The sequence below is a fragment of the Pseudomonas peli genome, from assembly GCF_900099645.1.
Classification (GTDB): Bacteria; Pseudomonadota; Gammaproteobacteria; order Pseudomonadales; family Pseudomonadaceae; genus Aquipseudomonas; species Aquipseudomonas peli.
Map to the genome: position 1 here is coordinate 1,328,158 of NZ_FMTL01000001.1, position 14,408 is coordinate 1,342,565.

Annotated in this window: 11 protein-coding genes; 5 read left to right on the plus strand and 6 right to left on the minus strand. The window is 62.3% G+C overall.

Annotated features, from left to right (window positions below; genetic code table 11):
* Positions 1-72 precede the first annotated feature (72 nt).
* The 4 genes from BLO50_RS06375 to rpmE all read right to left on the minus strand — a co-directional run bounded on the left by BLO50_RS06375 (position 73) and on the right by rpmE (position 3,921).
* On the minus strand, positions 73-1,341 hold the full coding sequence (locus BLO50_RS06375; protein ID WP_090249976.1) for a malic enzyme-like NAD(P)-binding protein: 1,269 nt from the start codon (positions 1,339-1,341) through the stop codon (positions 73-75).
* A gap of 101 nt (positions 1,342-1,442) precedes the next feature.
* Complete coding sequence (locus BLO50_RS06380; protein WP_090249978.1) at positions 1,443-2,882, minus strand: M48 family metalloprotease; 1,440 nt, start codon at positions 2,880-2,882, stop codon at positions 1,443-1,445.
* Positions 2,879-3,679, minus strand: coding sequence for a thermonuclease family protein (locus BLO50_RS06385; protein WP_090249981.1), 801 nt, complete (start codon positions 3,677-3,679; stop codon positions 2,879-2,881). The genes BLO50_RS06380 and BLO50_RS06385 overlap by 4 nt, the downstream gene beginning before the upstream one ends.
* A 26-nt stretch (positions 3,680-3,705) precedes the next feature.
* Positions 3,706-3,921: a 50S ribosomal protein L31 gene (gene rpmE / locus BLO50_RS06390; protein ID WP_090249983.1), complete on the minus strand. Its 216-nt coding sequence runs from the start codon at positions 3,919-3,921 to the stop codon at positions 3,706-3,708.
* 156 nt (positions 3,922-4,077) lie between these two features.
* On the opposite strand from rpmE, the gene BLO50_RS06395 reads away from it, so the two are divergent.
* The 3 genes from BLO50_RS06395 (at position 4,078) to BLO50_RS06405 (ending at position 9,034) form a co-directional block, all read left to right on the plus strand.
* Positions 4,078-6,297: a primosomal protein N' gene (locus BLO50_RS06395; protein WP_090249985.1), complete on the plus strand. Its 2,220-nt coding sequence runs from the start codon at positions 4,078-4,080 to the stop codon at positions 6,295-6,297.
* A 60-nt stretch (positions 6,298-6,357) separates the two neighbouring features.
* Positions 6,358-7,737, plus strand: a complete 1,380-nt coding sequence (gene dbpA / locus BLO50_RS06400; RefSeq protein ID WP_090249987.1) for an ATP-dependent RNA helicase DbpA — start codon at positions 6,358-6,360, stop codon at positions 7,735-7,737.
* Positions 7,738-7,798: 61 nt separating this feature from the next.
* Positions 7,799-9,034 carry a diguanylate cyclase domain-containing protein gene (locus BLO50_RS06405; protein ID WP_090249989.1) on the plus strand — a complete coding sequence of 412 codons (1,236 nt, stop codon included), beginning with the start codon at positions 7,799-7,801 and terminating at the stop codon, positions 9,032-9,034.
* Between the two features lie 34 nt (positions 9,035-9,068).
* Here the strand turns inward: BLO50_RS06405 and BLO50_RS06410 are convergent, their stop codons facing one another.
* On the minus strand, positions 9,069-9,806 hold the full coding sequence (locus BLO50_RS06410) for a substrate-binding periplasmic protein (RefSeq protein ID WP_090249992.1): 738 nt from the start codon (positions 9,804-9,806) through the stop codon (positions 9,069-9,071).
* A gap of 128 nt (positions 9,807-9,934) precedes the next feature.
* Between BLO50_RS06410 and BLO50_RS06415 the strand changes: the two genes are divergently transcribed.
* The gene (locus tag BLO50_RS06415) at positions 9,935-11,125 is read left to right on the plus strand and encodes a BaiN/RdsA family NAD(P)/FAD-dependent oxidoreductase (RefSeq protein ID WP_186343792.1); all 1,191 of its coding nucleotides are present in this window, start codon (positions 9,935-9,937) and stop codon (positions 11,123-11,125) included.
* Positions 11,126-11,129: 4 nt separating this feature from the next.
* Here BLO50_RS06415 and BLO50_RS06420 read toward each other — a convergent pair whose 3' ends face one another.
* Positions 11,130-11,891 carry a substrate-binding periplasmic protein gene (locus BLO50_RS06420; RefSeq protein WP_090249995.1) on the minus strand — a complete coding sequence of 254 codons (762 nt, stop codon included), beginning with the start codon at positions 11,889-11,891 and terminating at the stop codon, positions 11,130-11,132.
* Positions 11,892-12,076: 185 nt separating this feature from the next.
* Here BLO50_RS06420 and yccS point away from each other — a divergent pair, with 185 nt between their 5' ends.
* On the plus strand, positions 12,077-14,254 hold the full coding sequence (gene yccS / locus BLO50_RS06425; RefSeq protein WP_090249997.1) for a YccS family putative transporter: 2,178 nt from the start codon (positions 12,077-12,079) through the stop codon (positions 14,252-14,254).
* Positions 14,255-14,408: the final 154 nt, after the last annotated feature.

Consider the following 14,408-nt stretch of genomic DNA (forward strand, 5'->3'; position numbering starts at 1 on the left):
CTTAGCAAATCGGAAATCGCGCCAATAAAAAACCCGCCTTAGCGGGTTTTTTATTGCGCTAGCGCTCAGCGATTAGCCGTTGAACACGTCGTTTACCGACTGCAGCGGGTAATGCTTCGGATACGGCAGAGTCGCCACACCGCTTTCAATCGCGGCCTTGGCCACAGCATCGCAGACCACAGTGATCAGGCGTGGGTCCATCGGCTTCGGAATGATGTACTCGCGACCGAACGACAGGGCAATGCCGCCGTAAGCGTCACAGACTTCCTGGGGCACCGGCAGCTTGGCCAGATCACGCAACGCCAAGGCTGCGGCGATCTTCATTTCCTCGTTGATACGGGTCGCGCGAACGTCCAGCGCACCGCGGAAGATGAACGGGAAGCCCAGTACGTTGTTGACCTGGTTCGGGTAGTCAGAACGACCGGTGGCCATGATCACATCGCTGCGCACTTCGCGCGCCAGCTCCGGTTTGATTTCCGGGTCAGGGTTGGAGCAGGCGAACACAATCGGATTAGGCGCCATGCGCTTGAGGTCTTCAGCAGCCAGCAGGTTGGCACCCGACAGGCCGACGAAAACATCGGCACCGTCCAGGGCATCAGCCATGGTGCGCTTGGTGGTTTCGCTGGCGAACACAGCTTTGTACTGATTGAGGTCATCGCGACCAGCGTGGATCACGCCTTTGCGGTCGATCATAAAGATGTTCTCGACCTTGGCGCCCATGCTCACCAGCAGCCTCATGCAGGAGATTGCGGCTGCGCCAGCACCCAGGCACACAATTTTGGCCTCTGGCAGTGTTTTACCGGCGATTTCCAGGGCGTTGAGCATGCCGGCCGCAGTCACGATCGCGGTGCCGTGCTGGTCATCGTGGAACACTGGAATGTCGCACTGTTCGATCAGCGTGCGTTCAATTTCAAAGCACTCGGGTGCCTTGATGTCTTCCAGGTTGATGCCACCGAAGGTGATCGAGATGCGGCGTACGGTGTCGATAAATGCCTGCGGGCTTTCAGACTCGACTTCGATATCGAATACATCGATGCCGGCAAAACGCTTGAACAGCACGCCCTTACCTTCCATCACCGGCTTGGAAGCCAGCGGGCCCAGGTCGCCCAGGCCGAGAATAGCGGTGCCGTCGGAAATCACTGCCACCAGGTTGCCTTTGCCGGTGTAGCGGTACGCCAGCTCCGGGTCACGCGCGATTTCGCGCACAGGCTCAGCGACACCTGGGCTATAGGCCAGGGACAGATCGCGCGCAGTTGCGGTGGGCTTGGTGAGCTCGACACTCAGCTTACCCGGACGAGGATTCGCATGGTATTCGAGAGCGGCTGTTTTCAAATCAGACATGTTGGCATTTCCGCTTTGGGCTGTTGAACAGGCAGGCGGCGAGGATACGCAAGTTGTATACAGCTGCACAAGACTGACGAGTCCGGATGGACACGCCAGCCCTAGCGCACGACCTTCAGCCAGTCGCCAGCACGCGGCTGCCCTGATGGGTAGAGGTTATTCAGCAGGCGCAGAGTCTTCAGCGCATCCCCCGGCAACTTGCTGCCTTTGGCCAGCGCCTCGATGGTTTGTCCCGGCTTGACCTTGACCATCTGCAAGCGCAGCGGCTGCGCCTGCTGGAACTCGGCGCTAGTCATCGGCCGGAAGCTTTTGATCACGCTGAGAAACTGCTCATCCTGAGTTTCCAGCGAGGCGCGACCACGTACTGCTCCGACAAACAGGTAAACCCGCGCACCGTACTGGATAACCGCCACTCGCTTGGCGGCAGTGCCTGGAATCACCGCGCTATAGCCTTTGAGACCAGCCTGCTGCAACTCGACGCCGGCCACCAGCCGTTGACCGCCGACGCGCTGGCGCAAGAGTTCAGCCGGCGTCAGTTGCTGCGGGTTATCTTCCAGGGTCATGGCGATAAACGCCTGCTGATCGACGGTGTGACCGATCAGCGCATCCGGGCGATTGAGCAAGCTCCAGCCCTTAGGAAACGCCAGGGTGAAGTTCAGATCGGCATGGTAAAAGCGCTGACCGCGACGCACACCGGTTTCGGCGGAGTCGCCAAAGGGCAGACCTTCCAGGCGCTTGAGAAAGGCCTCGCGATTGACCTCCTGCTGACCGGTAGCCAAGGCCCGCGCCGGGCCCAGCACCTGCTGCAAACGCCGGTCGTTATCCGGATGAGTATCGAACAGCCCGTGGTAGCCGCCTGCAGGTTGCGCCTCACCGCGCGCGGCAGCTTGGTCGCGGGCAAAGTCTTCCTGATTTTTCAGTACCTTGACCACTTCGATCATCGCCTGCGGGTCATAACCGCTGCGCGCCAGGTACTGCGCGCCCAGACCATCGGCCTCCAACTCCATGTCGCGGCCATAACCACGGACAACGGCACTGCCCAGCACGCCGGTGACATCGGCAGCGGCCCCCACGCCAGTGCCAATCGCCACAGCCTGGCCGAGCAAGCCCCAGGCAGTGGACTGGCTTTGCTGCTGCACGCTGTGCCGCGCGGTGACGTGGCCCACCTCATGACCTAGCACGGCGGCCAGCTCGGCTTCCGAGCTGAGATAGGCCAGCAGCCCGCGATGGATATAGATGTAGCCGCCCGGCAGGGCAAAGGCGTTGATATCCGGGCTGTCGACCACGGTGAACTGATAGGCCAGCTGGTTGCGGTGGCTATTCTTCGCCACCCGCTCACCGACCTGCTGCACGTAAGCCTGCAGCTTCTCATCGGCGTAGCGCGGGTTTTCTTTGAGGATTTCCTGGTTGTAGCGGCGCCCGAGGTCGAGTTCCTGCTGCTCGCTCATCATCACGAAATCGCTGCGGCCAGTGGCCGGATTGACCGCACAACCGGCCAACTGTACCAGCAGGACACAGAGCGTCAGTACACGCAGGATCATGGCAGGGCCTCCAACATAGCCTTATCAGTCAATCGCAGCATCCAGCGCGCCTGTCCCGCGCGCAAGCCGCCACGCCTGGAGCGGTCGATCACCCAGCCACGAGCCTCGACCTGGCGGCCTTCAAGGCTTTCGACCGCGCGCAGATCAAAATTGCCCAACGCCTTGGGCGCGATATGCAGCACCAGCGAATCGCCCATTTCCAGCCACAGACCGCCGCCATTGCGTTCGATACGCTGCACCTGCCCGCGGAGCAAAGCAAAGCCACCACGGCTCAACTGTTTGGGCGCTAGCACTGGCGAACGCTGCCAGAGCCCGGCACGTGCCTGCCGCGCACTGCGCTCGGCGGCTTGCTGGCACTGCACCAGCGCCAGGTTAGGTGCAACCGCCACCTGATAGCCCAAGCCCTCGGCGAGTAGCTGTGCTTCGAGATTATTACCACGGTCGTCATAGGCGTGGGCCAGGGTGCGCCCGTAGTGGTCCTTGGCCTGCCGACCAAGCTGCAGGGCCACCCGACCATCACTGGCCGCCACCAGCGCCTGCAGCCGTTGGCGCGCAGCCTCGGCAAACGGCTCGGCGGAACGTCCCTGCCGACCCATCTCCGGGCTGTTCAAGCCAATCAACCGCACTGTGCGGCCATCGACCAGGCGCAGGGTGTCGCCATCCACCACCCGCTGCACCTTGGTACTGGGCAGGTTGCCCGGCGCCGGACAGAACGCCAGGGCACCGCCAGCATAAACGCCGAAAACGAAAAAGGCGCCCACGAGGGACGCCTTTTTCAGTAGCGAGGTGAAACCCATGTGGGTCTGCGTCGCTGTGCGCAAGCTTACTGCTTGGCGCCGAACATGCCGAAACGCTGCTTGAAGCGATCAACACGGCCGCCGGTATCCAGCATTTTCTGCTTGCCGGTGTAGAACGGGTGGCACTCGTTGCACACGTCCAGGCTCAGCGGCTTGGCCAGAGTGGAGCGAGTTTCGATCACGTTGCCACAGCTGCAGGTGGCGGTGACGGCTACATAGTTCGGGTGGATATCGGCTTTCATGATGATTCCTCAGGGCTGTCGTGCCGCCACCAGACACTATTGTCAGGTACCGCACGGAAATAGGTCGGCGATAATACCAGAGCACCGCCGCGACGCAAGGCCGGCCGTCGACTGGCAGCATGCTAAGATCGCGCCCTGCAACCAGGAGCCCATCGCTTGCCAGACGTCATTTTGCGCCTCGCCTTGCCCTCGCCGCTGCGCCGCCTGTTCGACTACCGTGCCCCGCCCGGTGTGCCGCGCAGTGCCTTGCAGCCCGGTGCGCGGCTGCGCGTGCCGTTTGGTCGACGCGAAATGATCGGCATCCTGATCGAAGTCACGGAGCACAGCGACGTGCAGGCCGACAAGCTCAAGCCCGCCCTGCAATTACTGGACGCCCAATCGCCGCTGCCGCCCGCACTGTTCAAGCTGTGCCTGTGGACCGCGCAGTATTACCAGCATAGCCTGGGCGACACCCTGAGCTGGGCGCTGCCAGTACTGCTGCGCCAGGGCGAGCCGGCGGAAGTACGCCAACAGCGCTTCTGGTCGGTCACCGCCGGCGCGCAGTTGGACGACCCCCGCCTGAGCCGCGCACCGCGTCAGCGCGACGCCCTGAAAACCCTGGCCCAGCACCCCCACGGCGTTGCCCATGCACTGCTGAGCAAACTGCAGCTTAATAAGGACAGCCTCGACCTGCTGCTGGAAAAGGGTCTGGTGCAGATTGACGTGCGCCGTCATGCGCCGAGCGAGCGCCACGCCAACTGGTTGGCGCAGCCGGAGCTACCGCTGAATGCTGAGCAGCGCGCGGCCAGCGAGGCGATCCGCTCAGGTTTCGCCAGCTTCAACGCCTTTCTTCTCGCCGGGGTCACCGGCAGCGGCAAGACCGAGGTCTACCTGCAGCTGATCCGCGAAACCCTGGAGGCCGGCAAGCAGGCTCTGGTGCTGATCCCGGAGATCAACCTCGGTCCGCAAACCCTGGCGCGTTTCGAGCAGCGCTTCAACGCGCGCATCGCCCTGCTGCACTCGGCAGTGAATGACCGCGAACGCCTGGACGCCTGGCTGGCGGCGCGCGATGGCGAGGCGGACATCATCATCGGCACCCGCTCGGCGCTGTTCACCCCCATGCAGCGGCCAGGGCTGATCATCATCGACGAGGAGCACGACGCCTCCTATAAACAGCAGGAAGGTCTGCGCTACCACGCCCGCGACCTCGCCGTGGTACGTGCCCATCAGGAGAACATCCCGATCGTGCTGGGCTCAGCCACGCCCTCGCTGGAAAGCCTGCACAACGCCCACAGTGGCCGCTACGCCCTGCTGCACCTGCGTGAGCGCGCCGGCGGCGCCAAGCAGCCGCGTTTTCTGCGCCTGGATGTGAAAAGCCGACCGCTGGATTCCGGCATCTCCGGCCCCATGCAGCAGGCCATCGCACAAACCTTGCAGGCCGGCCAGCAAGTATTGGTGTTCCTCAACCGCCGCGGTTTCGCCCCGACCCTGCTCTGCCACGACTGCGGCTGGTTGTCCGAGTGCCCGCGCTGCGATGCACGCATGACCGTGCACCAGCGCTCACGCGAGCTGCGCTGCCACCACTGCGGCCACGTCGAGCGCCAGCCGAGTAACTGCCCGAAGTGCAACAACGTCGACCTGCGACCGGTCGGCGCCGGCACCGAGCGCGCCGAAGAGCGTCTGGAAATTCTTTTCCCCGACGTGCCGGTCTTGCGCGTCGACCGTGACAGCACCTCGCGCAAGGAGGCCATGACCACCTTGTTCAACACCGTACAAAAAGGTGAGCCGTGCATCCTGGTCGGCACGCAGATGCTCGCCAAGGGTCACCACTTTCCGCGGGTGACCCTGGTGGCGATTCTCGATGCCGATGGTGGGCTGTTTTCCGCCGATTTTCGCGCCAGCGAGCGTATGGCCCAGCTGATCGTGCAGGTCGCCGGTCGCGCCGGACGTGCCGAAGAGCCGGGCAAGGTGATTATTCAGAGTCACCTTGCCGACCATCCTTTATTGGAGCAGCTGACCGAGCAGGGCTACTTCGCCTTCGCTGAACAGGCCCTTAGCGAGCGTCGCAGCGCTGGCCTGCCGCCGTTCTGCCACCTCGCACTGCTGCGCGCCGAAGCGCATAAACCCGGGCAGGCCGAAGGCTTTCTCGACGATGCCTGCACGGAAGCTGAGCTGTTGCTGAACGAGCTGAAACTCAGCGGCATCGAACTGCTTGGTCCGGTGCCCGCGCCAATGGAGCGCCGCGCCGGCCGCTACCGCGCCCAGCTGCTGGTGCAGGCGAACGCCCGTGCGCCGCTGCATCGCTTACTCAACACTTGGATGCACGCACTGGAGCAGATGCCAAGCGGCCGCGCCGTGCGTTGGTCGTTGGACGTCGACCCCATCGATCTGTTCTAAGACAGGCCGCAGTGCGCAGCCTGTTACACTGCACGCCATTTCGTTTAGCAGGCCTGTACCGTGACCCACACCGCTTTCTCTTCTCTGCCGCTTTCCGCCGCCATGCTGGCGAACCTCGAGTCCCTCGGTTACAACGAGATGACCCCGATTCAGGCGCAGAGCCTGCCGGTAATGCTCAAGGGCATGGACCTGATTGCCCAGGCCAAGACCGGCAGCGGCAAGACCGCAGCTTTCGGCATCGGCCTGCTGAACCCGCTTAACCCGCGCTACTTTGGCTGCCAGGCACTGGTGATCTGCCCAACCCGCGAGCTGGCCGACCAGGTGGCCAAGGAACTGCGTCGCCTAGCCCGCTCGGCAGATAACATCAAAATTCTGACGCTGTGCGGCGGCGTGCCGTTTGGCCCGCAGATCGGCTCGCTGGAACATGGCGCGCAGATCATCGTCGGCACCCCGGGGCGCATCCAGCAGCACCTGAGCAAGGGCACGCTGAAACTCGACGGCCTCAACACCCTGGTGCTCGACGAAGCAGACCGTATGCTCGACATGGGCTTCTACGACAGCATCGCCGACATCATCAGCCAAACCCCGACGCGCCGGCAGACCCTGCTGTTCTCCGCCACCTACCCGGCCGGGATCAAGCAGCTGTCCGCGACGTTTATGCGCGATCCACAGCAGGTCAAAGCGGACGCCCTGCACGACGACACACAGATCGAGCAGCGTTTCTACGAAATCGCGCCAGAAGAGCGCATGGACGCGGTGGTCAAGCTGCTCAACAGCTATCGCCCGCAGTCCTGTGTGGCCTTCTGCTTTACCAAGCAGCAATGCCAGGAAGTGGTCGACCACCTGACCGCCAAAGGCATCTCGGCGGCCGCGCTGAACGGTGATTTGGAGCAGCGCGACCGCGATCAAGTGCTGGCGATGTTTGCCAACCGCAGCCTGTCCGTACTGGTGGCCACCGATGTGGCCGCCCGGGGCCTGGATATCGACGCCCTGGACATGGTGATCAACGTCGAACTGGCACGCGACTCGGAAATTCACATTCACCGCGTCGGCCGTACCGGTCGTGCCGGCGAAAAGGGCCTGGCCATGAGCCTGGTCGCCCCAGCCGAAGGCCATCGCGCCCAGGCTATCGAAACTCTGCAAAAGGCCCCGCTCAACTGGCACCCACTGAGCAGCCTGAAGCACCAGGGCGGCGCGCCATTACAGCCACCGATGATCACCCTGTGCATCGGCGCTGGTCGTAAAGATAAACTGCGCCCCGGCGATATTCTCGGCGCGTTGACTGGCGAGGCCGGCATCCCTGGCGCGCAGGTCGGCAAGATCGCGATCTTCGACTTCCAGGCCTATGTCGCCGTTGAACGGGTCGTGGCCATGCAGGCACTCAAGTGCCTGAGTGAAGGCAAAATCAAGGGCCGCTCGCTGCGTATCCGTACCCTATAGTTGCCATAAGCGCTAAACAGACGGTCGCCGTGACGCGACCAGCGACAGAGGAGTAGCACCCTTGCGCAATATTCTGGTGATCGAAGACAGCCCATTGGTGCTGAAAATTCTCGAGCATCTGTTTCGCAAGGAGACCGGCTTCCAGCCCATCTTCTGTGCGTCCCTGGGCGAAGCCCAGGTGATGCTGGAGACCTCGGCGGAGCTGTTCTTTGCCGCGATCGTCGACCTCAACCTGCCGGACGCCCCGGACGGTGAAATCGTCGACGTGGTGATGGGCTATCACCTGCCTTGCATCGTGCTCAGCGGCACCTACAACGAACAGCGCCGCGATCAGATGCTGCTCAAGGGCGTGGTCGATTACGTCCTCAAGGAAAGTCAGCACTCCTACGAGTACGCCTTCCGCCTGCTGCACCGCCTGGAAAGCAACAGCACCGTGAAGATCCTCATTGCCGAGGACTCCGATGCCACACGCCACTACATCCGCCACGTGCTGACCCCGCATCGCTACCAGATTATTGAGGCCTGCGACGGCGATGAAGCCCTGAGAATCCTCAAGGAACAGCCGGACATCGACCTGCTGGTGGTCGACCACAGCATGCCGGGGCTCAGCGGTTTTGACCTGGTCAAACTGCTGCGGCAGAAGATGAAGCGCCACGAGCTGATCATTCTTGGCCTGTCCGCCGACACCAAGGGCTCGCTCAGCGCCAAGTTTATCAAGCACGGTGCCGATGACTTTTTGCGTAAACCGTTCTGCTCGGAAGAGCTCAACTGCCGGGTGATGTCGACCCTGGAACGCCGCGACCTGCTGCGTGCGTTAAAACAAGCGGCGCAGTACGACGCCCTCACCGGCCTGAATAATCGCCGTGCGTTTTATGAACATGGCCAACAGCTGTTCCAGCAAGCCCGCTCCGGTGGCCGTGACCTGAGTGTGGCGATGCTCGATCTGGACTTTTTCAAACGGATCAACGATGACCACGGTCACGCCAGTGGTGATGCGGCACTCATCGGCTTTGCCCGGGCGTTTTCCGCCACCTTCCCAGACGCTCTACTCGGTCGCCTGGGCGGGGAAGAATTTGCCATGGTCAGCCAGCAGGACGCCGCCACCCTCAGCGACACCCTGGATCAGCTGCGCACGCACTGCGCCAGCTTGAAGTACGCCATCGGCGCACCCGCACTGTCATTCAGTGCCGGCATCTATCATGGCGCTCCTGATGACCTGGAAAGCCTGCTGCACCAGGCCGACCTGCGTCTGTATCAGGCCAAGAGCCAAGGCCGCGGGCGCAACTGCTGGCAGTAGTGCATACGGTCTGCTGGCGCTGCAGCATTAGGTCTTAGAGCCCATGGCGCAGAAAGATCTGCGCATAACTGCCATCGGCGCGCATGTCCTCAATCGCCTTATTAAAAGCATCAGCAATTTGCTGATGCTGCGGATGCTTGCGGCTAACCAGAATGTGCAGGCCGTTTTCGCTCAACGGCTGCGGCAGAAACTCCAACTGATCGCGAATCCCGGCAAGGCTGCGACTCAGGTGAAAGCGCGCCACCAGCTCATCCTCCAAGGTCAGCTGCACCCGCCGTGCCTGCAACATCCGCGCGCCCACCTCGAAGCCCACCACTCCCACTTTGGTCAAACGACTGTCCAGATCAAACTCACTGGAGTAGGCATACCCGCGCACCACAGCGATGCTGTAGGGGTACAGATCCGGCAACGTACGGAAGTTGATATGACTGTCCTTCCGTTGCAGAAAACGAATGCGGTTAATCAGGTAGGGCTGTGAGTAATGGCCAAAAACCGCGCGCTCGTCGGTATACCAAGCGTTGATCAGGACATCGTAGATTTCTTGCTGCAACCCCCGCACCGCACGCTCCCACGGCACCTGGACATAACTGGTGGTATAGCCGGCGCGGGCCAGGGCGGTGGTCACCAGGTCAGAGGCCACCCCGTTGTTCAGCAGCGTCTGGTCATTGAATGGCGGCCAAGGGTCCGCCACCAACCGCAAGGGTTCTGCAGCATGGCCATACAGAGGCGCCAACAGCAGCCACGACAGCAGGCAGGCACGCAGTCCATTCATCAACGGCGATTCCAGAGAAAGCAGAGCACTAATCCTAGTCGATCACTGGCTCAGCCACACCCTACTGGCCATGCGCTAATATGCGCGCTGTTTTGCGCCAGCCTTGGCGCGTGTCGCAGGTTGAGGAAATGGCTGTGCTTACCCCCCAGGTCGTGATTATCGGAGCCGGTGCCGCCGGGCTTATGTGTGCATTGACGGCCGCTGCGCGCGGACGCCAGGTGTTGCTGCTGGATCACGCCAACAAAGCCGGCAAGAAGATCCTGATGTCCGGTGGCGGGCGCTGCAATTTCACCAACATGTACTGTGAACCGAGCAATTTTCTTTCGGAAAATCCGCACTTCTGCAAATCGGCCCTGGCGCGCTACACCCAGTGGGACTTTATCGGCCTAGTGGCCAAGCATGGCGTGCCGTACCACGAGAAGAAACTCGGCCAGCTGTTCTGCGACAACAAGGCCAGCGACATCCTCGGTCTGTTGCTGAGCGAGTGCGATGAGGCCGGCGTCGAGCTGCGCCTGGACACCTCGGTCAGCGAGATCAGCAAGCGGGACAGTGGTTATCAGCTGCAGACCAGCGCCGGCCTGGTGCGCTGCGAATCGCTGGTGATCGCCACTGGCGGTCTATCGATTCCAACCCTTGGCGCCAGCGGCTTTGGCTATCAGGTGGCCAAGCAGTTCGGCCACGAGCTGCTGCCGACCCGCGCCGGCCTGGTGCCATTTACCCTCACCGACCCGCAGCTTAAAGCGCTGTGCACCGAGCTGTCCGGCACCTCAGTCGAGGACTGTGTGGTGAGCTGCAACGGCCAGAGCTTCAAGGAAAATATCCTGTTTACCCACCGCGGCCTGTCCGGCCCGGCGATTCTGCAGATTTCCTCATTCTGGCAACCCGGCGATGCCGTGAGTATCAACCTGCTGCCGCATATCGACCTGCCCGAGTGGCTGGAGCAACAACAACGCGAACGCCCCAACAGCGAGCTGAAAACCCTGCTCGCCGAGCTGTTTACCAAAAAGATGGCCGGGTTGCTGGCCGACAACTGGTTCGCTTCCAAACCGATGAAGCAGTACACCCACGCCGAACTCAAGGCGATTGCCGAGCAGCTCGGCAACTGGCAACTGGTGCCGGCCGGCACCGAGGGTTACCGCACCGCTGAGGTTACCCTGGGTGGCGTCGATACCCGCGAGGTGTCGTCTAAGACCATGGAGTCGCTGAAGTCACCGGGGTTGTATTTTGTCGGCGAAGTGCTGGATGTGACGGGACATTTGGGCGGTTTCAACTTCCAGTGGGCCTGGGCCTCCGGCTACGCGGCAGCTCAGTACGTCTGACCTTTCAGGGCGCCGGGGCAGGCTCAAGCGGCGGCAACGGCTCACCCGGCAACCACTTCTGGTGGATCACGGTAAAGCTGCCATCCCTCTTCATCGCGTCGAGTTCACGCTGCCAGCGGCTGATCAACGCATCATCCGTCTGCAGGGAAAAAGCGATGTAGCTGTCGCTGTGCATGAAGTCGAACAACAGCTGCACTTCATCGGCCTGGATATCGCCCTGTGCCAGCAGGGCATTGATGCTCAGGTTATCCAGCACCATCAGCTTGACCCGACCGAGCTTGAGCATGCTTACCACCTGCGCCGGCCCGGTTACCGGAGTGAGGTTGCTGAAGCCCTCAGCCAGCAGCCGCTGATGACTGTACCAGTCGCGCGGCACGGCAATTTCGCCGTACTCGCGTGCTTCTTCTAAACGGCTGATCGATAGAAAAGAGCGGCGCAGGGCGTAGAAGCTGGTGATGTTGCGGGTAATCGGCCCGACCCACTTGAACAGCTGTTCACGCTCACGGGTGCGCATGGCCACAAACAAGCCCGTGTTCGGTCGGGTCAAGGCCTCCTGATACCCACGCGCCCAAGGCACCACGCTGATCGGCGCGCTCTGCCCGGTGCGCTGCAGGATGGCTTGCACCACTTCAGTGGCTAGCCCTTTGGGTTCGCCGTTCTCGCTGAAATTGATGGGCGGGTATTCTTCGGTGTAGAAGCGCAGCGGCTGAGCCTGTAACACCCTGCACGACAAGCAGACAAGCAGCAACACGAGCAATCCACGCATACAGGTGTACAACACGGCAGATGCCTCGCGAATGGCGGATAGTTTAAGCGTAGCCCGGCCGCCGTGATTCACACCAACCCATCGATCGGCGCCACACTTTAATTGGTAGCAACACGGCTTACGGCTGCCAAGTCGACACAGACTCCGTTAGGCTGCTACCTGTTAAGGTTGATCAAGGTCGGGCCATGCCGTCCACTGCGCTGCGCCACTCGCTTCGTCGCCTCTGGGCCCAGGATAAATTCAGCTACAGCCTGCGGGTGTTTATCGCCCTCAGCGGCGCGTTGTTGCTGTGCTGGTCGCAGGGCTGGATGCATGCGCTGATCCCGTTGTTTCTCGGCGTCATCGCCAGCGCCCTGGCGGAAACCGATGAAAGCTGGCAGGGCCGCGTGGTCGCACTGCTGGTCACCCTTGGCTGCTTCAGCGTGGCGGCCTATGCAGTGGAATTTCTGTTCCCCTACCCCTGGCTGTTCGTCTGCGCCCTGGCGCTGTCGAGCTTTGCCCTGACCATGCTCGGCGCACTCGGCGAACGCTACGCCACGCTCGGCGCGGCCACGCTGATTCTCGCGGTGTACAGCATGATCGGCGTGGAGCAACGCGGCGGCGCGGCGGGCCTCTGGCAGGAGCCATTACTGCTGGTGGCGGGCGCAGCCTGGTATGGCCTGCTGTCGGTGCTGTGGAATGCGCTGTTCGCCAACCAGCCGGTGCAGCACAGCCTGGCGCGGCTGTTTCGCGAGCTGGGCCAGTACCTCACGCTCAAGGCCGCGCTGTTCGAACCGCTGCGTCAGCTGGATGTGGAAGAACGCCGCCTGGCCCTGGCCAAACAGAACGGTCGTGTGGTGGCGGCGCTGAATGCGGCCAAGGAAATCATCCTGCACCGGGTCGGCAATGGCCGGCCGGGACCGAAAGTCAGCCGCTACCTGAAACTGTACTTTCTCGCCCAGGACATCCACGAACGCGCCAGTTCCTCGCACTACCCCTATAACGAGCTGGCCGAAGCGTTCTTCCACAGCGATGTGTTGTTCCGCTGCCAGCGCCTGCTGCGCCTGCATGGCGAAGCCTGTCAGCGCCTGGCCCAGGCCATCGAACTGCGCCAGCCGTTCGAGTACCGCGAGCTGTGCCGCCAGGCGCTCGACGATTTGCACGACTCCCTCGAACACCTGCGGGTGCAGAGCAACCCCGCCTGGCGTCACCTGCTGCGCTCCCTCGGCGCGCTGGCTGGCAACCTACGCAGCCTGGATACGCTACTGGGCAATGCCAGCAACCCTGACGCCATGGCGGAGCAGCAGGACAGCAGCCTGCTCGACCGCGAACCGCACTCGCTCAAGGATGTTTGGGAACGCCTGCGCCTGCAGCTGACGCCCACCTCATTGCTGTTCCGCCACGCCTTACGCTTGTCCATCGCGCTGGCGGCCGGTTACGGCGTGCTGCACTGGATTCACCCGACCCAGGGCTACTGGATACTGCTGACCACGCTGTTTGTCTGCCAGCCGAACTACGGCGCGACCCGGCTCAAGCTGGTGCAGCGCATCAGCGGCACGGTGCTCGGCCTGCTGCTCGGCTGGGCGTTGTTTGACCTGTTCCCAAATCCGCTGGTGCAAGCGCTGTTTGCGGTGGTCGCCGGGGTGGTGTTCTTTGCCCTGCGCAGCAGCCGCTACACCCTGGCCACCGCCGCCATCACCCTGCTGGTGCTGTTCTGCTTCAACCAGGTCGGCGACGGCTACGGGCTGTTTATTCCGCGCCTGGTCGACACCCTGCTCGGCAGCATGATCGCCGGCCTGGCGGTGCTGCTGATCCTGCCGGACTGGCAGGGCCGCCGCCTGAACCGCCTGCTGGCCAGCACCCTGAGCTGCAACAGCCGCTACCTGCAGCAAATCATCGCTCAGTACGCCAACGGCAAACGTGACGACCTGGCCTACCGCCTGGCGCGGCGCAACGCGCACAACGCCGACGCCACGTTGTCGACCACGCTGGGCAATATGCTGATGGAGCCGGGGCACTTCCGTAAGGAAGCGGATATCGGCTTCCGCTTTCTGGTGCTCTCGCACACCCTCTTGAGTTACCTCTCAGGCCTTGGCGCGCACCGTGGCGAAACCAGCCTGAGCGGCAGCGACAACCCGCTGCTGGCCAGCGCCAGTCGCTTGGCCGCTAGCCTGGACGAGATTGCCAGCTGCCTAAGTGATGACCGCACAGTGGCCATTTACAGTGACGCCGAAGAACAGCTGGCCAGCGCGCTGGAAACACTCAGCGAAGACCTGGATGACCAACAACGACTGGTGCAAACCCAACTGGCGCTGATCTGCCGTCAACTCGGACCATTACGTACCCTGGCCTCACACCTGCAAAAACGCCAACCTGAGGCTTAACCTCAGGCTATACGGCGCACCAGCCACTATTGGCTAGCGCATAGAGCAGGCTTTCTGCCAGTATGCCAGCGCACGTATACCACCCTGGTCGCTCTATGCTCACCGCCAGGAACATCGCTAATCGATCGCTACAAATCAGCCTAAGCAGTCTGGT

Coding starts and splice junctions, on each gene's coding strand:
- BLO50_RS06385 (WP_090249981.1), bottom strand. CDS start 3,679: ATGGGTTTCACCTCGCTACTGAAAAAGGCGTCCCTCGTGGGCGCCTTT.
- BLO50_RS06375 (WP_090249976.1), bottom strand. CDS start 1,341: ATGTCTGATTTGAAAACAGCCGCTCTCGAATACCATGCGAATCCTCGT.
- rpmE (WP_090249983.1), bottom strand. CDS start 3,921: ATGAAAGCCGATATCCACCCGAACTATGTAGCCGTCACCGCCACCTGC.
- BLO50_RS06410 (WP_090249992.1), bottom strand. CDS start 9,806: ATGAATGGACTGCGTGCCTGCCTGCTGTCGTGGCTGCTGTTGGCGCCT.
- yccS (WP_090249997.1), top strand. CDS start 12,077: ATGCCGTCCACTGCGCTGCGCCACTCGCTTCGTCGCCTCTGGGCCCAG.
- BLO50_RS06420 (WP_090249995.1), bottom strand. CDS start 11,891: ATGCGTGGATTGCTCGTGTTGCTGCTTGTCTGCTTGTCGTGCAGGGTG.
- BLO50_RS06380 (WP_090249978.1), bottom strand. CDS start 2,882: ATGATCCTGCGTGTACTGACGCTCTGTGTCCTGCTGGTACAGTTGGCC.
- BLO50_RS06415 (WP_186343792.1), top strand. CDS start 9,935: ATGGCTGTGCTTACCCCCCAGGTCGTGATTATCGGAGCCGGTGCCGCC.